We start from the raw sequence: 20,594 nt of genomic DNA, 5'->3' as shown, positions 1-20,594 counted from the left end.
TGCTTCTACCTCAGCGCTGGCAGCGGGGACAATAGAAAGTCGAGCGGCCGGACTGCACGATCCGGCGCACCGGGCCGTGACCGGCCTCCACCGGGCAGGGCGCACCCTCGCGGTCATAGACCAGGAAGGAATGCTGAAAATAGCCAAGCTCCCCGTCGGGACGCTGATGATCACGCAGGGTGGAACCGCCGGCAAGGATCGCCGCCTCCAGTACCTCGCGGATCGCCGCGGCCAGTCGCTCTGCCCTCCGGCCCTGGACGTTGGCCGCCTGGCGAAGCGGTGAGATGCCGGACCGGAAGAGGGCTTCCGAAACGTAGATGTTGCCGAGACCGGCGACCACCTTCTGATCCAGCAGCGCCGCCTTGATCGGCGTGCGCTTGCCTTTCAGGGCGGCGGCGAGGGCCGGGCCGTTGAAGGCGTTCGAGAGCGGCTCCGGACCCAGCGCCGCGATCAGCTTGTGCCCGGCCAGGTCCGCCCCGGGAATCAGGTCCATGGCGCCGAAGCGGCGGTGATCGTTGAAGCGGATCACCGTGCCGCCCTCCATGGTGAAGACGACATGGTCGTGCTTCTCCAGCTCCGCCGGGCGGACGGTGTCGATATTGACCTTTCCCGACATCCCGAGATGCCAGAGCAGCACCGTCCCGTCTTCCATATGAACGAGGATGTATTTCGCCCGGCGGGTCATGTGATCGACGCGCCGTCCTTCAAGCCGCGCAACGAAATCGGCGGGCAGGGGCCAGCGCAGGTCCGGGCGCCGCTGCTCCACGCGTGCGAGTCGCCGGCCTTCCATGAAGGGCTGCAGGCCGCGCATCACGGTTTCCACTTCGGGCAGTTCGGGCACTCGGGCTTCCTTCCCGCATCGACATTCGCCTTCTCTCTAGGCGAGGGCGGGGCGCACGGCAAGCGCGCTCGCCTCAACAGTCGGCCCGGGCGGGCGGCAGGTACGCTTCAACGGTTGGATTGCGCGTCACTCTGGGCTAGATCACGGGGGACACGGCGACGCAGCCGGTCGCTATTGCGGGAACATCTCGATGACAGAGAGCGCCACCACCCATTTCGGCTTCAGGGACGTGCCGGTCGGCGAAAAAGCCGGGATGGTGCGCCAGGTTTTCGATTCCGTCGCCGGACGCTACGACCTGATGAACGACCTGATGAGCCTCGGCATCCACCGGCTCTGGAAGGACGCGCTGATGGACTGGATCGCGCCCAGGGCCGACCTGGCGCTGCTCGACGTCGCCGGCGGTACCGGGGACATCGCCTTCCGCTACCGGGCACGCGGCGGCGGTCCGGTCACCGTCTGCGACATCAACGAGTCCATGCTGACCGTCGGCCGCGAGCGGGCGGTGGAGAAGGGCATCGACGGCCTCACCTGGACTGTCGGAAATGCCGAGATGCTGCCGGTCGAAACCGCTTCCGTCGACCTCTACACCATCGCCTTCGGGCTCAGGAACGTCACCGATATCGACGCCGCGCTGCGCGAGGCGGAGCGGGTGCTGAAACCGGGCGGGCGCTTCCTCTGCCTCGAATTCAGCCGCCTTGCCATTCCGGCACTCGACCCGGTCTATGATTTCTATTCCTTCAAGGTTCTGCCGGAGATCGGCGCCCGCGTCGCCGACGACCGCGAGGCCTACCGGTATCTCGCCGAGAGCATCCGCAGATTCCCGGATCAGGAGAGCTTCGTCGAGCGCATCGAGGCGGCCGGTTTCGGCCGCATCCGCTACCGCAACCTCTCGGGCGGGATCGCGGCGATCCATTCCGCCTGGAAACTCTGACCCGTCATGTGGCGTGCTCTGCGCAACCTCGTTCGCCTCTGCGGCTCGGCCTGGATCCTCGCCCGGCACGGCGCGCTGGCGCCGCTCGCCCATATTCCGCAGGCCCCGGCCCTCGCGTTTGCGGCGCGCGTCGTCCTGCTGTTCCGCGACCGGCGCTATGACCGGCTGCGCCCGGGCGAGCGGCTGGCCGCGGCGCTGAGTGCGCTCGGCCCGAGCTTCATCAAGTTCGGCCAGTCGCTCGCGACCCGCTCCGACCTGATCGGCGAGGAACAGGCGCACGATCTCTCGCGGCTGCAGGACCGTCTGAAACCGTTCCCCAGCACCGTCGCCAGGCGAACGCTCGAGGAAGAGCTGGCGCGGCCGATCGCGGACGTATTCGCCTCCTTCGAGGAAAAGCCCGTCGCCGCCGCCTCGATCGCCCAGGTGCATTTCGCCGTGACGGCGGAGGGCGAGGAGGTCGCTGTCAAGATCCTGCGCCCGGACATCGAAAAGCGCTTCGCCCGCGATCTCGATCTCTTCCTCTGGATCGCCGAACTGCTGGAGACCCACTGGCCGTGGATCCGCCGGCTGAAGCCGGTCGAGGTGATCGAGCTCTTCCGCGAGACCGTGGAGATGGAGATGGATTTGCGCATGGAGGCGGCCGCCGCTTCCGAACTGGCGCAGAACTTCGGGGCGGATCCGGGCTTCCGCGTGCCTAAGGTGGACTGGAACCGCACCACCGCCCGGGTGATGACCATCGAGCGGGTGCACGGCACGCGGATCGACGATCTCGAGAGCCTGATCGAGCAGGGCCAGGACCCGACGGAGATCCTCCGCCGTGCCGCCACCGCCTTCTTCAACCAGGTCTTCCGCGACGGCTTCTTCCATGCGGACATGCATCCGGGGAACGCTTTCGTCGACGCCGAGGGCCGTGTGGTGCCGGTCGATTTCGGCATCATGGGCCGGCTCGACCAGAAGACCCGCTACTATCTCGCCGACATGCTGACCGGGTTCCTGACCGGCGATTACCGCAAGGTGGCGGAAGTGCATTTCCGCGCCGGCTACGTGCCCGCGCACAAGAGCGTGGAGGCCTTCACCCAGGCCTGCCGCTCGATCGGCGAGCCGCTGCTCGGCCGGCCGCTGAACGAGATCTCCGTCGCCCGCCTGCTGGCGCAGCTGTTCCGCATCACCGAGCAGTTCGAGATGGAGACCCAGCCCCAGCTCCTGCTGCTGCAGAAAACCATGGTGGTCGCCGAGGGCGTCGGGCGGACGCTCAATCCCGACGTCAATATGTGGGAGCTGCCGCGGCCCATGATCGAGGACTGGATGCGCGAGCATCGGGGTCCCCAGGCACGGGTGCGCGAAGCCGCCACCCATGCCGTTGCGCTTGCGGAACGGTTGCCGCAGATCATCGAGACGACGGACCGGGTGATGGGCTCGCTGACCGAGGGCGGGGTCAAGCTGCATCCCGAGACCGTCGCCCGCTTCGCCGAGGAAAATGCCCGCCGCCGGCGCTCCTTCTGGCCGGTCTGGCTCGCCCTGCTGATCGCCGTTCTGGCCCTGCTTTTCGACTGACGCCGGCGTCTGCGGCATTCCGACGCAGCTTTGTTGCCGTCAACGCCCGTTCCCGGCACCGGAAAGTCCGGAATCGGGACAAATACGACCGGAAATTTTTGACCGAATCCCCCACATTAGAAGCAACGGATCGTCGGCCCGAGCGTCGGCGAGAGAGCGGCGCTCGGTGGCCCGACGGCATGAATCATGTCGGGAGAGACGCCATGAGTGCTGTCTTCGACTCTGCCAGCTTCGACGACCACGAGGCCGTCAACTTCAGCCATTGCCCGGAAACCGGGCTCAAAGCCATCATCGCCGTCCATTCCACCGCCCTCGGCCCGGCCGCGGGCGGCTGCCGCATGCGACTCTACGAGCGGGAGGAGGAGGCGCTGACCGACGTGCTCCGGCTCTCGCGCGGCATGACCTACAAGAACGCCATGGCCGAATTGCCGCTCGGCGGCGGCAAGTCGGTGGTGGTCGGCGACCCGGCGAAAGACAAGACCGCCCGCCTTCTCGAGAGCCTCGGCGATGCCGTCGAGCGGCTCGGCGGCGATTACTGGATCGCCGAGGACATGGGCATCGGCCCGGAGGATATGGCAATAGTCGCGCGCCGCACCCGCTACGTCGCCGGACTCGCGAAAGGCAAGGCGGCGAGCGGCGATCCCTCGCCGGTGACCGCCGAGGGCATCTTCCGCGGGCTCAAGATCGCGGTGAAACACAAGCTGCAGCGTCCGAGCGTGAAGGGCCTGACCGTCGCCATCCAGGGGATCGGTCATGTCGGCTACGGTCTCGCCCGGCTGCTGCACGAAGCGGGCGCTTCCCTCGTCGTCAGCGACGTGAACCAGGCGGCCCTGAAGAGCGCCGTCGCCGAGTTCGAAGCGGACGTGGTCGACCCGGACTCGATCTACGACGTCGATGCCGATGTCTTCGCCCCTTGCGCCGCCGGTGCGATCCTGAACGCGAATACCGTCCCGCGGCTCAAGGTCCCTGTCGTCGCGGGCGCGGCGAACAATCAGCTCGACGTCCCGGAGAGCGGCGCGCTGTTGAAACAGCGCGGCATCCTCTACGCGCCGGACTATGTCATCAACGGCGGCGGGATCATCAATGTCGCGGGCGAGATCCTCGGCAATTACGACCCGGCCTGGGTCCGCGCCAAGCTCGACCGGCTGATGCAGACCCTCGACGCCGTGTTCACCGAATCCGCCCGCCAGGACCTTTCCCCGGAAGTGGTGGCGGACCGGATCGCCCGGCAGCGCATCGAAGAGGCGCGGCTCAGGAAGGCGGGTTAGGACGCCTTCCGACCTGCCTTGGATGACCTGAAAGAGCCGGCCGCATCGCTAACCGACGTTACATTGCGCGGCGGAAACCCCGCGGTGCTTCTGGCGATGTAGGCCGAGCGACTGACCCCGAGCATGGCAGCATTACGGTCGATCACCGAGAGATCCGACTGCTTCAGGGTGATGTTCACCCGGACGGTCTTGTCCACCACTTCGGCAACCGGAATCAGAACAGGCATCCCGTCGGCAAAATCGGGATTGCCCATGATCTCTTCCACAGTGGACGGCTGTGGGATCTCCTCGCCATCCTCCATCAGGATCCGAAGATGTCCGGCCAACGCCTCTTCCGCACCTGCTTTCAACTCCTCGACGGACGCACCCGCAGAGACGCATCCCGGAAAATCGGGAAACGAGATCCCATACTCGCTTCCTTCGTTCTTATGGATCACGCCTACATAATATCTCATCTGCTCACCTCAGCTTGCCGCCCGACTGCTTCTCGATACTCCGAAGCGTCCCCACCGGCAGATCGCGTTTCGGATGCGGCACTGTCACCTAGCCGGGCTTCGTCGGGTGTTTGAAATGGTGTTGACTTCCGGGCACCCGGATCTCACGCCAGCCGTCGGCCTCAAGCAGCTTGATCGCACCGGCGCTCTTCATGTGTATTAGTATACACACGCGAACATGGTTTTCGATTGACCCGTTGTTGGCGCCGTGTCCAGAACGCATCTTGAACCTCCTTCTCCCCGGCCCTAGAGTCCGCCGCGTCCGAAGTGTTTGAGAGGGATGGCCCATGGCCACCGGCAAACGGGTCCTGCTGATCGTCGGCGGCGGCATTGCCGCCTACAAATCGCTTGAGCTCGTCCGCCTGCTGCGCAAACGCGGTGTCGCCGTGCGTGCCGTGCTGACCAAGGCGGGCGCCGAGTTCGTGACGCCGCTCAGCCTCTCGGCGCTGACCGAGGACAAGGTCTATTCGGAGCTCTTCTCCCTCACCGACGAGGCGGAGATGGGGCATATCCAGCTCTCCCGCTCGGCCGACCTGGTCGTCGTCGCGCCCGCGACCGCCGACCTGCTGGCGAAGATGCGGGCGGGACTGGCGACCGACCTTGCCTCCACCCTGCTGCTCGCCACCGACACCGACGTGCTCGCCGCGCCGGCGATGAATGTCCGCATGTGGAGCCATGCGGCGACGCAGGAGAACGTGCAGGTCCTGAAGGAACGCGGCATTGCCTTCATCGGCCCGGACGAGGGCGACATGGCCTGCGGCGAATACGGGCCCGGCCGCATGGCGGAGCCCGAAGCGATCGCCGAGGCGGTGATGGCCAGGCTGGATCCGTCCGCACGGCCGCTCGCCGGCAAGCGCGCGGTGGTCACCAGCGGACCGACGCACGAGCCGATCGACCCGGTGCGCTACATCGCCAACCGCTCCTCCGGCAAGCAGGGCCATGCCATCGCCGCGGCGCTCGCGGCGGCGGGCGCGGAGGTGACGCTGGTCACCGGCCCGACGCGGGAGCCGGACCCGGCAGGCGTGACCGTGAGGCATATCGAGACCGCGCGCGAGATGCTGGCCGGGGTCGAGGCGGCCCTGCCGGCGGACATCGCGATTTTCGCCGCCGCGGTCGCCGACTGGCGCGTTGCCGCGGAAGCGGGACAGAAACTGAAGAAGGATGGTTCGGGCAAGGTGCCGTCGCTCGCCATGACCGAGAATCCGGACATCCTGAAAACCATCTCCGGCCTCGGCGGCAGCCGTCCGGCGCTGGTCGTCGGTTTCGCCGCCGAGACCGAGAAGGTTGTGCGGCACGCGAGCGAGAAACGCGCCCGCAAGGGCTGCGACTGGATCCTCGCCAACGATGTCAGCCCGGCGACCGGGACCTTCGGCGGCGAGGCCAATACCATTCACCTGATCACCGGCGCCGGCAGCGAGGACTGGCCGAAGCTGACGAAGAAAGAGGTGGCGGAAAGGCTTGCCGCCCGCATCGTGGAGCATTTCAGCGCATGACCAGCGCCACCGTCGACGTGAGGGTCCGCCGTCTGCCCCACGGGGCCGACCTGCCCCTGCCGTCCTACCAGACCGCCGACAGCGCCGGGATGGACCTGCTCGCCGCCATAGAAGGCGAAATCGTGATCGCGCCGGGCGAACGCACGCTCATACCGACCGGGCTCGCCATCGCGCTGCCGCCCGGCTACGAGGGTCAGGTGCGGCCACGCTCCGGCCTTGCGCTGCGCAACGGCATTACCCAGCTGAACACGCCGGGCACGATCGATGCGGACTATCGCGGCGAGATCGGCGTCATCCTGATCAATCACGGGAACGAGCCCTTCGCCGTGACCCGCGGCATGCGCATCGCGCAGATGGTCGTCGCGCCGGTGATCCAGGCGCGCTGGAACGAAGTCGCGGAACTGGACGAGACGACACGCGGGGGCGGCGGATTCGGCTCGACCGGAACCGGCTAGGGCTGGCGCCGTATCGCGCAGACACCTGTTCTGCGGCAGTACTTCAATCCCGCGGCTGGATGCCCAGCTTGAACGGGAGGCATTCTTCGGCATGGGAGGAAGACATGAGCGCACCCGAATTCCGCGGCAGGATATATGACAGCATCCTCGATACCGTCGGCGCGACGCCGCTGGTCCGCGTCTCCAAGCTCGCGGCGGCGGAGGGCGTGAAGGCGGACATCCTCGCCAAGCTCGAATTCTTCAACCCGCTGGCCTCGGTGAAGGACCGGATCGGTCTCGCCATGATCGAAGCGGCCGAGAAGTCCGGCAAGCTCCAGCCCGGCGCCACCATCATCGAGCCGACCAGCGGCAATACCGGCATCGGTCTCGCCTTCGTCGCCGCCGCCCGCGGCTACAGGCTGATCCTGACAATGCCGGAATCCATGTCGGTCGAGCGGCGCAAGATGCTCGCCTTCTTCGGTGCCGAGATCGTGCTGACGGAAGCGCCGAAAGGCATGAAGGGCGCGATCGCCAAGGCCGAGGAACTGGTCGCCGCCACGCCGGGCGCCTTCATGCCGCAGCAGTTCGACAACCCTGCGAACCCGGAGGTGCATGTCCGTACGACGGCCGAGGAGATCTGGAAGGATACCGGCGGCGATATCGACGTCTTCGTCTCCGGCATCGGCACCGGCGGGACGATCACCGGCGCCGGCGGCGTGCTGAAGCAGCGCAATCCGAAGCTGCATGTCGTGGCGGTCGAGCCGGAGGCCAGCCCCGTGCTGTCCGGCGGCGACCCGGCGCCGCACAAGATCCAGGGCATCGGCGCCGGCTTCGTACCGAGCATTCTGGACACGAAGATCTATGACGAGATCGTCCGGGTCGGCAACGAGGCGGCGATCGAGACCAGCCGCAAGGCGGCACGCAGCGAGGGCCTGCCGGGCGGAATCTCCTCCGGCGCTGCGCTCTGGGCCGCGATCCAGGTGGGCAGGAGGCCGGAGATGGCGGGCAAGCGCATCGTCACCATCATCCCGAGCTTCGCCGAGCGCTATCTCTCCACCGCGCTCTTCGAGGGGCTCGGGGAATAACCGAGATGGAACTGAGCGACGAGCAGTTCCACCGCTATGCCCGCCACCTGATCCTCGACGAGGTGGGCGACGAGGGGCAGGAGAAGCTGCTCGCCTCGAGGGTGCTGGTGATCGGCGCCGGCGGTCTCGGCTCGCCGCTCCTGCTCTATCTCGCCGCCGCCGGAGTCGGCACGCTCGGCATCGTCGATGACGATGCGGTCGACCTCAGCAACCTGCAGCGCCAGATCGCCCATGCCTCGGACGCGGTCGGCGTCTCGAAGGTGGAGTCCGCCGCGGCCTCGGTCGCCCGCATCAATCCGGGCGTGCGGGTGGAGAAACATCCCGAGCGGCTGACGGCGGAGAACGCCGCTCTTCTGTTCCGGGACTATGACCTGATCGCCGACGGGAGCGACAATTTCGCTACCCGCTACCTCGCCAACGATGCCGCCTATTTCGCCGGCAAGCCGCTGGTCTCCGGCTCGCTCTTGCGTTTCGAGGGCCAGCTCGCAACCTTCCGGGGCGGCGTCAAAGGGCATGAGGGCGAGCCGTGCTACCGCTGCCTGTTTCCGAGCGAGCCGCCGCCGGGCATGATCCCGCGCTGCGAGGAGGCCGGCATTCTCGGCGCCGTCGCCGGAGTGATCGGAACCCTGCAGGCGACCGAGGTGATCAAGGAATTGCTCGCTCTCGGCAGTTCCCTTTCCGGCCATCTTCTGATTTACGACGCGCTCGGCCCGACCTTCCGGAAGATGAAGGCCGCCCGCAATCCCGGCTGCGCACTCTGCGGCACCGATCCGACGATCCGCGAAATCGCCTAGAGTCCGCCGCAATTCCGCCCGCCTTGGCATGTGTGCTTTGCCACAGCGCAAAGCGGTAACGGTTTGGAAAGACTCGCTCCGTAACCATATCCACTAGAGACACAAATCCAGAGGAAAGGCTTCGACCGCTTCCATTTACGGATGAGACGGGAGCCGTTCCAGGAGCACGGGGAAATGATCAAGGATCACGAAACAAGCAGAAAAATCGACAATGGAGTGGTGCCGAGCAAGGCGGACCTGCAGGCCTCCGGGTCCTGGTCCCTTCCGTTTTTCGGCCTCGCCCTGGTCACCACGATCCTGGTGATCGGCACCATGCTCGGCTCCGGCGACGCCAGCGCCTTCTTCGGTAAATAGGTCGTCCTAGAAATCAAGTTCGAGGACCCGGTCCGGCGGTCGGTGCCCGTCGACAAAGGTCTTCACGTTCACGATCACCTTTTCGCCCATATCGATCCGGCCCTCGATCGTGGCCGATCCCATATGCGGCAGCAGCACGACGTTCTGCTGCTTCAGCAGACGCGGATCCACTTCCGGCTCGTGCTCGAAGACATCGAGCCCCGCCCCGGCGAAATCCCGATTGGCGAGCGCCTGCACGAGCGCATCCTCGTCCACCACCTCGCCGCGCGAAGTGTTCACGAGGATGGCATGCGGCTGCAGCAGCGCCAGGCGGCGCATGTTCAGCAGATGGTAGGTCGCCGGCGTGCGCGGACAATTGACCGAGATGATGTCCATGCGGGACAGCATCTGATCGAGATTGTCCCAATAGGTCGCTTCGAGTTCCTGTTCGATCTCGGGATGCAGCCGGCGCCGGTTGTGATAGTGGATCGATAGACCGAATCCCCGGGCCCGCTGCGCCACCGCCTGGCCGATCCGGCCCATGCCGATGATGCCGAGCCGCTTGCCGTGGATCCGGTGTCCCAGCATGACGGTTGGGCCCCAGCCTTCCCATTTCCCGGAGCGCACCAGTTTCTCGCCCTCGACCAGCCGGCGCGAGACCGCGAGGATGAGCGCCATGGTCATGTCGGCGGTGTCCTCGGTCAGCACACCGGGCGTGTTGGTGACGATGATGCCCTTCTTCTTCGCCGCCGGGACGTCGATATGGTCGACGCCGGTGCCGAAGGAAGCGATGAGCTTCAGATTCGGCCCGGCGCCCTCGATCAGCGCCGCATCCAGCTTGTCGGTGACCGTAGGCACCAGGATCTCGGCCTCGGCCATCGCCGCCTGCAGCTGTTCGCGGGTGAACGGCTCATCCGTCATGTTCAGCCGCGTATTGAACAGTTCCATCATCCGGGTTTCCACCGGATCCGGCAGTTTCCTCGTCACGATGACAAGCGGCTTGCTGGTGGTCATGGGCTTGGTCCCTCCCCGGAACGGCTCGATCAACCGGGAAATATCAGGGGTCCGCCGAATTGTCCATAAAGTGCCCCGGTTCCACGCTATATAGCGTCGCCCCTCTTATCAGCCCCCATCTCTAGTGGTATGCTGGAGCGAAATTCGGGATCCGATTCATGCCGCTCAGATTGCTCTCGCTGCTCGCCGTTCTGCTGATCGTACCGGCCTCGCTTCTGGTGACGGTCAACGCGCCGGCACACGCCGAAACCGTCGGCAGCGTCACCGGCCTTCCGATCCCGCGCTATGTCACGCTGCGCGCCGACGAGGTCAATGTCCGGACCGGGCCCGGCGTGCGCTATCCGGTCGACTGGGTCTTCGTGCGCGAGAACATGCCGGTGGAGATCGTCTCCGAATTCGAGAACTGGCGGAAGATCCGGGATTTCGAGGGCACCGAGGGCTGGGTTCACCAGAGCATGCTCTCCGGACGCCGCTCGGTCCTGGTCATCGGGCGCAAGCAGACCCTGAGGCGCGAGGCGACGGACAGCTCGCCCGCGGTCGCGCATATGGAGGCCGGCGTCGTGGCCTGGCTCGACAGCTGCGTGCGTGAATGGTGCGAGATCGAGGTGTCCGGCCTCAGCGGCTGGGTGCACCGTTCGGCGATCTGGGGTGTCCGGGTGGATGAGTCACTGCGCTAGCGCGCGCTCGAAGACCTATTGATCCTTGGACTTCAGACGGATGATGAGATCGACCCGTTCTATTTCCGTGCCTTCGGGTGCGTCCGGGATATTCACGAAACCGATCTTTTCGGCAGGAATGTCCGTCAGGCAGAGCTCGTCTTCGATGAAGAAATGATGGTGGTCGGTGATGTTGGTGTCGAAATAGGAGCGGCCGGACTCGACCACGACCTCGCGCAGGAGCCCCGATTCCGTGAATTGGTGCAGCGTGTTGTAGACGGTGGCAAGCGAGACCGTAATGCCGGATTCCGCAGCTTCCTTGTGCAGCTGTTCGGCCGTCACATGCCGGTCTCCGGTCGCGAACAGCAAATCCGCGAGCGCGAGACGCTGACGCGTCGGCCGCAGCCCTGCACGGGTCAGACGCCCGGACAGATTCTCGTTGTCGATGTTCACTTCCGCACCGCTCATTCCCGGTTTCCCTTTAGGTCTCTCGGGGACGCCTTTGCCTAGGCATTTCAAACCTTAGACAGAGCGTCAATAAGTCCCATATGTCAAGAGATCCTATGAGGCGCACCATGTGATCGCTTGCGTTCCCTACCTTATCTGCGGTACGCGGTGCATGAAATGTGGGAGATGGCGCGGTCGCCGGGTTGCGGTCTATTATAGAGCCGAATGAAACCGGCAGCGCAATCAAGGCCGGTCTGCGGGAAGGAACAGCATTGTTGGACTTCAAGGAAAAGAGCAGCTTCGATTACGACGACCTGATCGCCTGCGCGAAAGGCAAGTTGTTCGGCCCCGGAAACGCGCAGCTTCCGATGCCGCCGATGCTGATGTTCGACCGCATCACCAAACTCTCGACCGAGGGCGGTGCCTACAGCAAGGGCGAAGTCACGGCCGAGTACGACATCAATCCGGACCTCTGGTTTTTCAAATGCCATTTCGAGGGCGATCCGGTGATGCCGGGCTGCCTTGGCATGGACGCACTCTGGCAGCTTCTCGGCTTCACCCTCGGCTGGATGGGCGGACCGGGTTCGGGCCGGGCGATTTCGGTGGGTGAGGTGAAGTTCACCGGTCAGGTCCTGCCGAGCGCCAAGTTGCTGACCTATACCCTGGACCTGAAGCGGGTGATCATGCGCAAACTGTATATGGGCATTGCGGACGGCCGCGTCGATTGCGACGGGACCACGGTTTTCGAAGCCAAGGACATCCGCGTCGGCCTGTTCCAGAACACCACCGCAGAGGGAGCCAGCTGATATGCGCCGCGTCGTCGTTACCGGGCTCGGGGTCGTCTCCAGCATCGGCAACAATGCCGAGGAAGTGACCGCCTCCCTCAAGGCCGGAAAGTCGGGCATCGAATTCGCTCCGGACTATGCCGATCTCGGTTTTCGCAGCCACGTGCACGGCTCGATCAAGCTCGACCCGGCGGACCATATCGACCGCAAGCAGATGCGGTTCATGGGCCCCGGCGCGGCCTATAACTTCATCGCGCTTGAACAGGCGATCGCCGATGCCGGCCTGGAAAAGGACGACATCAGCAATCCGATGACCGGCATGGTCATGGGGTCGGGCGGCCCCTCGACCTCGAACATGATGAATGCGTTCGACATCGCGCGCGAGAAGGGCCCGAAGCGCGTCGGTCCGTACATGGTCCCGCGGGTCATGTGCAGCACCAATTCGGCCACGCTCTCGACCGCCTTCCAGGTCAAGGGACTGAGCTATTCGATCTCCTCCGCCTGTTCGACCAGTTCGCATTGCATCGGCAATGCCTACGAGCTGATCCAGATGGGCAAGCAGGACGTGATGTTGGCCGGCGGCGGCGAGGAACTGCACTGGACCCTGTCCGTACTGTTCGACGCCATGGGCGCGCTCTCCTCCAAGTACAACGAAACGCCCGAAAAGGCGTCACGCGCCTATGACGCGAACCGGGACGGTTTCGTCATCTCCGGCGGCGGCGGGGTTCTGATCCTGGAGGAGCTGGAACGCGCAAAGGCCCGCGGTGCCAAGATCTACGGCGAGATCGTCGGCTACGGCGCGACCTCGGACGGCGTCGACATGGTGGCCCCGTCCGGCGAGGGCGCGGTGCGTTGCATGCAGATGGCCCTGCGCGGAATCGACCAGCCGGTCGATTACATCAATACGCACGGCACCAGCACGCCGGTCGGCGATACCAAGGAACTGGAAGCGATCCGCGAGGTCTTCGGAGAGCGGAACGCGATCCCGGCGATCAGCTCGACCAAGTCCCTGACCGGCCACTCCCAGGGGGCGACGGGCGTGCACGAGGCAATCTACACTCTGCTTATGATGAAGGACGACTTCATGGCCGCGTCGGCCAATATCGACGAGGTCGATGCGGAAGCGACCGACATGCCGATCCTGCGCGAGCGCCGGGACAATGCCGGGATGCGCCTCGCGCTTTCCAATAGTTTCGGGTTCGGCGGAACAAATGCCGTGCTAGCATTCCAGAAGTACGACGCCTGAACGGAGGGGCAAGCGGGATGACCGACCTGATTGACGACCTTGCCGATCAGCGCGAGGCCGAAGATGCGCCGTTCAGGGGATTGATGGCCGGCAAACGCGGCCTGATCATGGGTGTGGCCAATGAGCGATCGATTGCCTGGGGCATTGCCTCGGCTGCCGCGTCTCAGGGGGCTGAGCTCGCTTTCACCTACCAGAACGATTCCCTGAAGAAGCGGGTCGAGCCGCTGGCGGCCAGCGTCGGTTCCTCTCTTGCCGTGATGTGCGACGTCGGAAATGACAGCGCGCTTGACCGCGCGTTCGACGAGATCGGAAGCGCCTGGGGCGGCCTCGACTTCGTGCTGCACGCCATTGCCTATTCGGACAAGGGTGAGCTGAAGGGCCGCTATGCCGATACCAGCCGCGAAAATTTTCTCAACACGCTGGATATTTCCTGCTTTTCCTTCACCAATATCGCCCGCCGCGCCTGGCCGTTGATGAAGAATGGCGGCAGCATGCTGACGCTGTCCTATCTTGGCGCCAACCGGACGACGCCCAACTACAATGTCATGGGCGTTGCAAAAGCGGCGCTCGAGGCCAGTGTGCGCTACCTCGCCGCCGATCTTGGCGAACACGGAATCCGGGTCAACGCGATTTCCGCCGGTCCGATGAAGACGCTCGCCGGTTCGGCGATTGCCGATGCGCGCCATACCTTCCGCTTCGCCGAGAAGAACGCGCCGCTCAAACGCAACGCCTCGCTCGTCGAGGTGGGGCAGGCCGGGCTTTATCTGCTGAGCGATCTCTCGACCGGCGTGACCGGGGAGGTCCATTATGTCGACGGCGGTTTCCACACCGTCGCCATTCCCAAGCCGGATCGCGAGGAAGAATAGCGGGACGTCTCTAAGACGACAGGCGCTCAGGGCCGGCGGGTTCTGAGGTCGACAACGCCTTCGCCGCCGGCCGGCTCGTAACCCGGAAGCTTTTTCTGCAGCAGATCGACAGCGAGTCCGTTCGATTGCGGGCGGGTGATGCTGAGGATTTTCGGCGATCCGTCTTTGGCCTCGAACGGAAACAGCATACGCAGGAACCGCCGGTCCTCTCCGTCGGCATAATTGCGATGCACCACAGCCAGGTTCGGCCACTGGGTCTCGCGGCAGACCAGGTAATCCTCGAGCTGACAGCCACGCAGGGCCTCGTCATTGAGCTCGGCGAATTTCATGCCCGTCATGTCGGCACCTTTCCAGAAGCCGGTGCCGTTGTCCCAATGCTCGATATAGAAGCCCTCGGGGTCCTCCTCGCCGACATTGAAGATATGAATCGCGCATTGCGGTGCCAGGGCCCGGAGCACGGCAATCTTGAATTTCGCTTCCAGTAGGCGGCCATCCGGCTCGCGCACCTTGTTGATATAGGCGGCGCAGCGTTCTACCTGGTCCGGGTCGAGCCCGTGCAGAACATCATCCCGGACATAGATCTTCCGGCTCCGGCTGAGATCGCTTTCCCAGATCTTGTAGCCGATGACCGGATCGTTCTTCGCCGGAATGATCAGCTGCTCGTCCGCATCGTCGCTCGCAGGCTCCCAATCCTCCGGGATGACCTCGTCGAGCCGCTGCAGGGTCTTCAGGGACGCTTCGAAATCCGGGCTGTCGATGCCTTTCAGCAAGGTGTCGGAAATCCCCGCCGCGGAGGCGAGTTTGTACTTCCGTATTCCCGACTCGAGATAATAGCGGTGACAGCGGTACCGGAGCTCCGCTTCGAGTTGAGAAATCGCTTTCTTGTATCGACCCATATTTCAAGTCTATTCCCATTTTTCTGGGAACGCAATTTCCAATTTTCTGGGAATCTTTCCAGGGATGTCAAAACTGACCTTGGACAAGGCAAATTTTTTTATGTCGCGAAAACAGTGAGTTAATATCTTTTTGTGTACATTGGTATTCAAAATCAACACGCTAGACGCGTAGGCCAGACAATTTACGCTTGCGTTTTCCCATTTTTCTGGGAATAGTGACAATCACAATTACCCTACTTACTGGAGACACCTCATGGCAGATAGCTTCAAACCGTCGGGACAGGGTAAAGACATACTCAACTCGGCCCTGAAGACGGTGGAAGATGGGGATCAGGACGCGAGCCGGATGGTGCGCCGCCATTTCCGTCTGGAGAACAGGCGAACGAGCATCTGCCTGCATCCGGAAGAGTGGGACATGTTCGATATGGTCTCGAAGCGGCTCGGCTATGACGTCAAGGCGCTGATCAACGAAATCGACCGGACCCGCGGCGACAGCTCGGTACCGTCGGCAATGCGGGTCTTCATGCTCGGATACTGGCGCGACCTGGCGCGGATGAATGCCGGCCGCGCGGCTCAGGCGAGCGCAGCCGCCACGGAAGGCTCGTCGGTGATGACCGCGTCCACGCCCCACGCGATCAAGGTCGCGGCACGCAGCGGATCGTTCACGGTATAAGTCAGGGTTCTGAATCCCGCCTCGCGGATCGCGGCGACAGCCGCTTCGGTGAGCGCGCGATGGTTCGGATGGACCGAAACACATCCAAGATTTTCGGCGGCTTGCCGCCACCCTTCTGCCAGAGTCTCACAGAGATAGCCCCGATGAAAATCCGGGGCTTTTTCTTTGGCCACTTCGAGGCAGTCCGGCGCGAAGCTCGAGACCACGATGCGGTCCACAAGATCGGGACAGAGTGCGTTCAGCGTCTCCGAGACCACTTCCGCCGTGCGGATTTCGTGCCCCGCCGCAGGCTTGATCTCGACATTCATCGCGAGACCCAGGGCGCGGCAGCAGGATATCGCTTCGGCCAAGTCCGGGATCCGCTCGCCAGCGAAAGCCGGAGCGAACCAGGCACCGGCATCAAGGCGCTTCAGGGCCGCCGCATCCTGCTCGCAGAGCCTGCCGTGGCCATCATTGGTACGTCCGAGTCTCTCGTCATGATGCAGCATCGGAACCTCGTCCGCGCCCAGCATCACATCGAACTCCACCCACGAAAAACCGGCCTCCGCCGCGAGGCGGAAACCGGTCAATGTATTCTCGGGCGCCGAAGCGGCCACCCCGCGATGTCCGATCACACGGGATAGCCGCAGGCTCATGGCGCTTAGTCCTCGGCCGGCTTTTCGGAGAGGTCTTCGCCGGTCTCCTGGTCGACCACCTTCATCGACAGCTTCACCTTGCCGCGATCGTCGAAGCCGATGACCTTGACCTTCACCTGGTCGCCGACATTGACAACGTCGGTCGTCTTGCCGACGCGCTCGTTCTTCAGCTCGCTGATATGAACGAGACCGTCCTTGGCACCGAGGAAGTTCACGAAGGCGCCGAAATCGACGGTCTTCACGACCTTGCCGTTGTAGATCACGCCGATCTCCGGCTCCGCGACGATGTAACGGATGCGCTCCAGCGCCGCTTCGGTGGAGGCGGTATCGACCGCCGCGACCTTCACGGTGCCGTCGTCGTCGATATCGATCTTGGCGCCGGTGGTCTCGCAGATTTCACGGATCATCTTGCCGCCCGGGCCGATGATCTCGCGGATCTTGTCGGTCGGAACGGTGATGGTGGTGATACGCGGCGCGTTCTCCGACACGCCCTCGCGCGAGGCGGTCAGGGCCTTGGCCATCTCGCCCAGGATGTGCTTGCGGCCGTCCTTGGCCTGATCCAGCGCGATCTTCATGATCTCCTCGGTGATCGAGGTGATCTTGATGTCCATCTGCAGCGAGGTGATGCCGCTCTCGGTGCCGGCGACCTTGAAGTCCATGTCGCCGAGATGATCCTCGTCGCCGAGGATGTCGGACAGCACCGCGAATTCGTCGCCTTCCTTGATGAGACCCATGGCGATACCGGCCACCGGCGCGCTCAGCGGAACGCCCGCATCCATCAGCGAGAGGGAAGTGCCGCACACCGTCGCCATCGAGGAGGAGCCATTGGACTCGGTGACCTCGGAGACGACACGAATGGTGTACGGGAAGGCTTCCTTGGCCGGCAGCAGCGGACGCACGGCACGCCAGGCAAGCTTGCCGTGGCCGATTTCGCGGCGCCCCGGGGAGCCCATGCGGCCCGCTTCACCGACCGAGTAGGGCGGGAAGTTGTAGTGCAGCATGAAGTTCTCGCGGTATTCGCCTTCGAGCGCGTCGATGATCTGCTCGTCCTGCCCGGTGCCGAGGGTGGCCACGGCCAGCGCCTGGGTTTCGCCGCGGGTGAACAGGGCGGAACCGTGCGCGCGCGGCAGAATGCCGACCTCGGAAACGATCGGGCGCACCGTCTTGGTGTCGCGGCCGTCGATCCGCTGGCCGGTCTTCAGGATCGCACCGCGCACGACGTCGGCCTCGATGCCCTTCATCAGGCCCTTGGCGAGGTCCTTGTCCGCGTCGTCTTCGAAAAGGGCCAGGCCTTTTTCGCGGACCGCGGCAACGTTGGCCTGCCGCTGGGTCTTGTTCGGCTCGGCATAGGCTTCGGTCATGTCGGCGGAGATGCCTGCCTTCAGGGCGTCACGCACGCGGGCGACATCTTCGCTCTCGCCCGGCAGGTCCATCGGCTCCTTGGCGCAGGCTTCGGCGAGGTCGATGATCGCGTCGATCACCGGCTGGAACGCCTTGTGGCCGAAGGTCACGGCACCGAGCATGACGTCTTCCGACAATTCGGAGGCCATCGACTCGACCATCAGCACGCCTTCCTGGGTGCCGGCAAGGACAAGGTCGAGCTCCGAGTCCGGAAGGTCGCTCTGACGCGGGTTCAGGATGTAATCACCGTCCTTGTAACCGACGCGGCAGGCCGCGATCGGGCCGAGGAACGGCACGCCGGAAATGGTCAGGGCGGCGGAGGCGCCGATCATGGCGACGACGTCCGGATCGTTCTCCAGATCATGCGACAGAACGGTGCAGACGACCTGCGTCTCGTTCTTGAATCCCTTGACGAACAGCGGGCGGATCGGCCGGTCGATGAGGCGCGAGGTCAGCACCTCTTTCTCGGTCGGACGGCCCTCACGCTTGAAGAAACCACCCGGGATCTTGCCGGCGGCAAAGGTCTTTTCCTGGTAGTTCACGGTCAGCGGGAAGAAATCGACACCGGGCTTTGGCTGCCGAGCGTAGACGGCGGTGCAGAGCACCGTGGTCTCGCCCAGCGTCGCCATGACGGCGCCGTCGGCCTGGCGCGCGACCTTGCCGGTTTCGAGCGTCAGCTTGCGCCCGCCCCAGTCGATCTCTTTCTTGTAAATCTGAAACATTCAGCTTTCCTTCAAAGCTGAACCGCTCGGTTCCGAGCCTCGGTCAAGATTCTGTTTCGTGTGGTATGGGGCTGTCCGGGACGGTTCTTCAAACGCAGCGCCTCGTCTGGCGCGGGAGAACGGTCCGGGAGGCCCTCGGTCACCGAATACAGTTCGAACGAGGTGACACCCGGCTCATATTTCTCGGTGTCGATATCGGTGCGGTTCTTCGGTTTTTTCCTCTATTGAGCGGGCTTTCAATCGCATGGATCGTCTGGGGCGTCAAATGCCAATCACGGCCCCGGATAACGGTCTTGCGTCTCGGCCCTGCAGAAACGCAAACCGCCCCACGGAAATCGCGGGGCGGGTGCGGTTCTGTTCTTCAGCCGTGCGGCACGGATTAGCGGCGCAGGCCCAGTTCGGAGATGATGGTCTGATAGCGCTCGACGCTCTTCGACTTGAGATAGTCGAGCATGCGGCGGCGCTGGCCGACCATGATCAGAAGCCCACGGCGAGAATGGAAATCCTTCTTGTGGGTCTTCAGGTGTTCCGTGAGGTTCACGATACGCTCGGTGAGGATCGCAACCTGGACTTCCGGCGAACCGGTGTCATTTTCTTCGCGGCCGAACTTCTTGATGAGCTCGCCCTTGCGCTCTTGCGTAATCGACATCGGATACTCCTAGGTCAAAGGTTGAGTACGCGCATGGGGCAAATACAGCCGCCGTCGATCCGTCCGATCGCCACGGGGCTGCCCCCGGAAACGGCGTACATCAGGTCGCCTTCCCGGAGATCTCCGAAGCGGTCAAGGTCCATGGCCCGGAAGACCGGGACGGACTGACCGCATCTGAGCTTATTTGCCTCTGCACCGGCCAGAGTGAGCGCCGGGATGCCGTCCAGCGCCGTTTCCACCGGCAATAGGTGCTCGAAAGCGGCGGGACTATGCTCCAAAGCTTTCAAGGAATCCAGAGAAATCGCATCTTTTTCGGGGAACGGACCGACCCTGTGCCGCCGGAGCATCGAGATGTGCCCGAGGGTCCCGACCGCACGGGCGATATCGCGGGCGAGGCTGCGCATATAGGCGCCCTTCCCCGAGCCGACCCTGAAGAGCGCGCGATCCGCACCGCGCATCTCGACGAGCTCGAAGAAATCGATCCTGACCTCGCGCGGCGTGAGTTCGACCGGCTCCTCGTTGCGCGCAAGATCGTAGGCCCGCTGGCCCTGAATTTTCACGGCGGAGAATTTCGGCGGGACCTGCGTGATCGCTCCGATGAAGTCCGGCAGAGCGGATTCGATCGCGGCCGCGTCCGGGCGGACCTCCGAAGTGCCGGTCACCCCGCCCTCGAGATCGTCGGTCGAGCGCTCCTCGCCCCAGGTGACCTCGAAAGTATATTCCTTCGATGCGTCCATGACATAGGGAACGGTCTTCGTCGCCTCGCCGAGCGCGATCGGCAGGATCCCGGTTGCCAGCGGATCCAGCGTTCCTGCATGGCCCGCCTTCTGGGCGTCGAACACGCGCCGGACGGCGGCGACCGCCTGGGTCGAGGTGACGCCGGAAGGCTTGTCCAGAATGACCCAGCCATTGACCGGATTGCCGCGTTTCCTACGCGCCATTGCCGCCCTCTTCCCCGTCGTCGTCTTTTTCGAGATCGGCGCGCACCACCGGATCCTGGAACATCTGGTTGATCCGGCTGGCGGTCTCGAAAGCGGTGTCGATGAGGAAGCGCATCCGCGGCACGGTGCGCAGGGTCATCTGCTTCGCCAGCATCGTGCGCAGGAACGGTGCCGCCCGTTTCAGGCCGGCGAGCACATCGTCGGCATGGGCGCCGCCGAGCGGCATGACGAAGACCGTGGCATTGCGCAGGTCCGGGCTGACCGAGACCTCGCTCACCGTGATCGAGACACCGTCCAGTTCCGGGTCGTGCAGCTCGCCGCGCTGAAAAACGCCGGCGAGTACGTGCCGCACTTCCTCGCCCACGCGCAACTGCCTCTGCGACGGCGCGCGCCCGCGCCGCCCTGCCTTGTCAGGGTGCGATCCAACCACTTTCTA

Annotated in this window: 23 protein-coding genes and 1 pseudogene; 13 read left to right on the top strand and 11 right to left on the bottom strand. The window is 64.3% G+C overall.

Features of this window, described 5'->3' with window-relative positions:
- Positions 1-10: 10 nt before the first annotated feature.
- Entirely contained in the window at positions 11-841 is an 831-nt protein-coding gene (gene mutM / locus ACOOE1_RS15195) for a bifunctional DNA-formamidopyrimidine glycosylase/DNA-(apurinic or apyrimidinic site) lyase (RefSeq protein WP_420403041.1), read from the bottom strand.
- A gap of 190 nt (positions 842-1,031) precedes the next feature.
- On the opposite strand from mutM, the gene ubiE reads away from it, so the two are divergent.
- From ubiE to ACOOE1_RS15180, 3 genes are all read left to right on the top strand, one after another.
- Complete coding sequence (gene ubiE, locus ACOOE1_RS15190; RefSeq protein ID WP_420403040.1) at positions 1,032-1,772, top strand: bifunctional demethylmenaquinone methyltransferase/2-methoxy-6-polyprenyl-1,4-benzoquinol methylase UbiE; 741 nt, start codon at positions 1,032-1,034, stop codon at positions 1,770-1,772.
- 6 nt (positions 1,773-1,778) lie between these two features.
- Entirely contained in the window at positions 1,779-3,326 is a 1,548-nt protein-coding gene (gene ubiB, locus ACOOE1_RS15185) for a 2-polyprenylphenol 6-hydroxylase (RefSeq protein ID WP_420403039.1), read from the top strand.
- A 203-nt stretch (positions 3,327-3,529) separates the two neighbouring features.
- A complete protein-coding gene (locus ACOOE1_RS15180) occupies positions 3,530-4,594 on the top strand; it encodes a Leu/Phe/Val dehydrogenase (protein ID WP_420403038.1) in 1,065 nt (354 codons plus the stop codon).
- On the opposite strand, the gene ACOOE1_RS15175 is transcribed toward ACOOE1_RS15180, so the two are convergent.
- Complete coding sequence (locus ACOOE1_RS15175; protein WP_420403037.1) at positions 4,591-5,049, bottom strand: type II toxin-antitoxin system HicB family antitoxin; 459 nt, start codon at positions 5,047-5,049, stop codon at positions 4,591-4,593. The genes ACOOE1_RS15180 and ACOOE1_RS15175 overlap by 4 nt on opposite strands.
- A 4-nt stretch (positions 5,050-5,053) precedes the next feature.
- Positions 5,054-5,242 (bottom strand): annotated as a pseudogene (locus ACOOE1_RS15170) (type II toxin-antitoxin system HicA family toxin).
- A gap of 133 nt (positions 5,243-5,375) precedes the next feature.
- Here ACOOE1_RS15170 and coaBC point away from each other — a divergent pair.
- From coaBC to ACOOE1_RS15145, 5 genes are all read left to right on the top strand, one after another.
- Positions 5,376-6,581 carry a bifunctional phosphopantothenoylcysteine decarboxylase/phosphopantothenate--cysteine ligase CoaBC gene (gene coaBC, locus ACOOE1_RS15165; RefSeq protein ID WP_420403036.1) on the top strand — a complete coding sequence of 402 codons (1,206 nt, stop codon included), beginning with the start codon at positions 5,376-5,378 and terminating at the stop codon, positions 6,579-6,581.
- Entirely contained in the window at positions 6,578-7,036 is a 459-nt protein-coding gene (dut, locus tag ACOOE1_RS15160) for a dUTP diphosphatase (protein WP_420403035.1), read from the top strand. The genes coaBC and dut overlap by 4 nt, the downstream gene beginning before the upstream one ends.
- 104 nt (positions 7,037-7,140) lie before the next feature.
- Positions 7,141-8,100 carry a cysteine synthase A gene (gene cysK, locus ACOOE1_RS15155; RefSeq protein WP_420403034.1) on the top strand — a complete coding sequence of 320 codons (960 nt, stop codon included), beginning with the start codon at positions 7,141-7,143 and terminating at the stop codon, positions 8,098-8,100.
- Positions 8,101-8,105: 5 nt separating this feature from the next.
- Entirely contained in the window at positions 8,106-8,894 is a 789-nt protein-coding gene (locus ACOOE1_RS15150) for a HesA/MoeB/ThiF family protein (RefSeq protein ID WP_420403033.1), read from the top strand.
- 174 nt (positions 8,895-9,068) lie between these two features.
- Positions 9,069-9,248 (top strand): hypothetical protein, encoded by a 180-nt coding sequence (locus tag ACOOE1_RS15145; RefSeq protein WP_420403032.1) that lies wholly within the window; start codon positions 9,069-9,071, stop codon positions 9,246-9,248.
- A gap of 6 nt (positions 9,249-9,254) precedes the next feature.
- Here ACOOE1_RS15145 and ACOOE1_RS15140 read toward each other — a convergent pair whose 3' ends face one another.
- Positions 9,255-10,241, bottom strand: coding sequence for a 2-hydroxyacid dehydrogenase (locus ACOOE1_RS15140; protein ID WP_420403031.1), 987 nt, complete (start codon positions 10,239-10,241; stop codon positions 9,255-9,257).
- Positions 10,242-10,399: 158 nt separating this feature from the next.
- On the opposite strand from ACOOE1_RS15140, the gene ACOOE1_RS15135 reads away from it, so the two are divergent.
- Positions 10,400-10,918 carry an SH3 domain-containing protein gene (locus tag ACOOE1_RS15135; RefSeq protein WP_420403030.1) on the top strand — a complete coding sequence of 173 codons (519 nt, stop codon included), beginning with the start codon at positions 10,400-10,402 and terminating at the stop codon, positions 10,916-10,918.
- 15 nt (positions 10,919-10,933) lie between these two features.
- Here ACOOE1_RS15135 and irrA read toward each other — a convergent pair whose 3' ends face one another.
- Positions 10,934-11,365, bottom strand: a complete 432-nt coding sequence (gene irrA / locus ACOOE1_RS15130) for an iron response transcriptional regulator IrrA (protein ID WP_420403029.1) — start codon at positions 11,363-11,365, stop codon at positions 10,934-10,936.
- A 254-nt stretch (positions 11,366-11,619) separates the two neighbouring features.
- Between irrA and fabA the strand changes: the two genes are divergently transcribed.
- The 3 genes from fabA to ACOOE1_RS15115 all read left to right on the top strand — a co-directional run bounded on the left by fabA (position 11,620) and on the right by ACOOE1_RS15115 (position 14,241).
- Positions 11,620-12,150, top strand: coding sequence for a bifunctional 3-hydroxydecanoyl-ACP dehydratase/trans-2-decenoyl-ACP isomerase (gene fabA, locus ACOOE1_RS15125; protein ID WP_420403028.1), 531 nt, complete (start codon positions 11,620-11,622; stop codon positions 12,148-12,150).
- A gap of 1 nt (position 12,151) precedes the next feature.
- Positions 12,152-13,375: a beta-ketoacyl-ACP synthase I gene (gene fabB / locus ACOOE1_RS15120; RefSeq protein WP_420403027.1), complete on the top strand. Its 1,224-nt coding sequence runs from the start codon at positions 12,152-12,154 to the stop codon at positions 13,373-13,375.
- 83 nt (positions 13,376-13,458) lie between these two features.
- Positions 13,459-14,241: an enoyl-ACP reductase FabI gene (locus ACOOE1_RS15115; protein ID WP_420406442.1), complete on the top strand. Its 783-nt coding sequence runs from the start codon at positions 13,459-13,461 to the stop codon at positions 14,239-14,241.
- A 26-nt stretch (positions 14,242-14,267) separates the two neighbouring features.
- Here ACOOE1_RS15115 and ACOOE1_RS15110 read toward each other — a convergent pair whose 3' ends face one another.
- Entirely contained in the window at positions 14,268-15,137 is an 870-nt protein-coding gene (locus ACOOE1_RS15110; protein ID WP_420403026.1) for a hypothetical protein, read from the bottom strand.
- A gap of 253 nt (positions 15,138-15,390) precedes the next feature.
- Here ACOOE1_RS15110 and ACOOE1_RS15105 point away from each other — a divergent pair, with 253 nt between their 5' ends.
- The gene (locus ACOOE1_RS15105; RefSeq protein WP_420403025.1) at positions 15,391-15,810 is read left to right on the top strand and encodes a ribbon-helix-helix domain-containing protein; all 420 of its coding nucleotides are present in this window, start codon (positions 15,391-15,393) and stop codon (positions 15,808-15,810) included.
- Here ACOOE1_RS15105 and ugpQ read toward each other — a convergent pair.
- The 5 genes from ugpQ to rbfA all read right to left on the bottom strand — a co-directional run bounded on the left by ugpQ (position 15,711) and on the right by rbfA (position 20,588).
- A complete protein-coding gene (gene ugpQ / locus ACOOE1_RS15100; RefSeq protein ID WP_420403024.1) occupies positions 15,711-16,445 on the bottom strand; it encodes a glycerophosphodiester phosphodiesterase in 735 nt (244 codons plus the stop codon). The genes ACOOE1_RS15105 and ugpQ overlap by 100 nt on opposite strands.
- A 5-nt stretch (positions 16,446-16,450) precedes the next feature.
- The gene (gene pnp, locus ACOOE1_RS15095; RefSeq protein WP_420403023.1) at positions 16,451-18,568 is read right to left on the bottom strand and encodes a polyribonucleotide nucleotidyltransferase; all 2,118 of its coding nucleotides are present in this window, start codon (positions 18,566-18,568) and stop codon (positions 16,451-16,453) included.
- A gap of 379 nt (positions 18,569-18,947) precedes the next feature.
- Positions 18,948-19,217, bottom strand: coding sequence for a 30S ribosomal protein S15 (gene rpsO, locus ACOOE1_RS15090; RefSeq protein ID WP_420403022.1), 270 nt, complete (start codon positions 19,215-19,217; stop codon positions 18,948-18,950).
- Positions 19,218-19,231: 14 nt separating this feature from the next.
- Positions 19,232-20,158, bottom strand: coding sequence for a tRNA pseudouridine(55) synthase TruB (gene truB, locus ACOOE1_RS15085; RefSeq protein WP_420403021.1), 927 nt, complete (start codon positions 20,156-20,158; stop codon positions 19,232-19,234).
- Positions 20,148-20,588 carry a 30S ribosome-binding factor RbfA gene (rbfA, locus tag ACOOE1_RS15080; RefSeq protein WP_420403020.1) on the bottom strand — a complete coding sequence of 147 codons (441 nt, stop codon included), beginning with the start codon at positions 20,586-20,588 and terminating at the stop codon, positions 20,148-20,150. Before rbfA ends, truB begins: the two co-directional genes overlap by 11 nt.
- Between the last annotated feature and the right edge of the window lie 6 nt (positions 20,589-20,594).

Source organism: Nisaea sp. (genome assembly GCF_965216895.1).
Classification (GTDB): Bacteria; Pseudomonadota; Alphaproteobacteria; order Thalassobaculales; family Thalassobaculaceae; genus Nisaea.
Note: the sequence above shows the minus strand (reverse complement) of the source record. Positions and strands in the feature narration are given on the sequence as shown.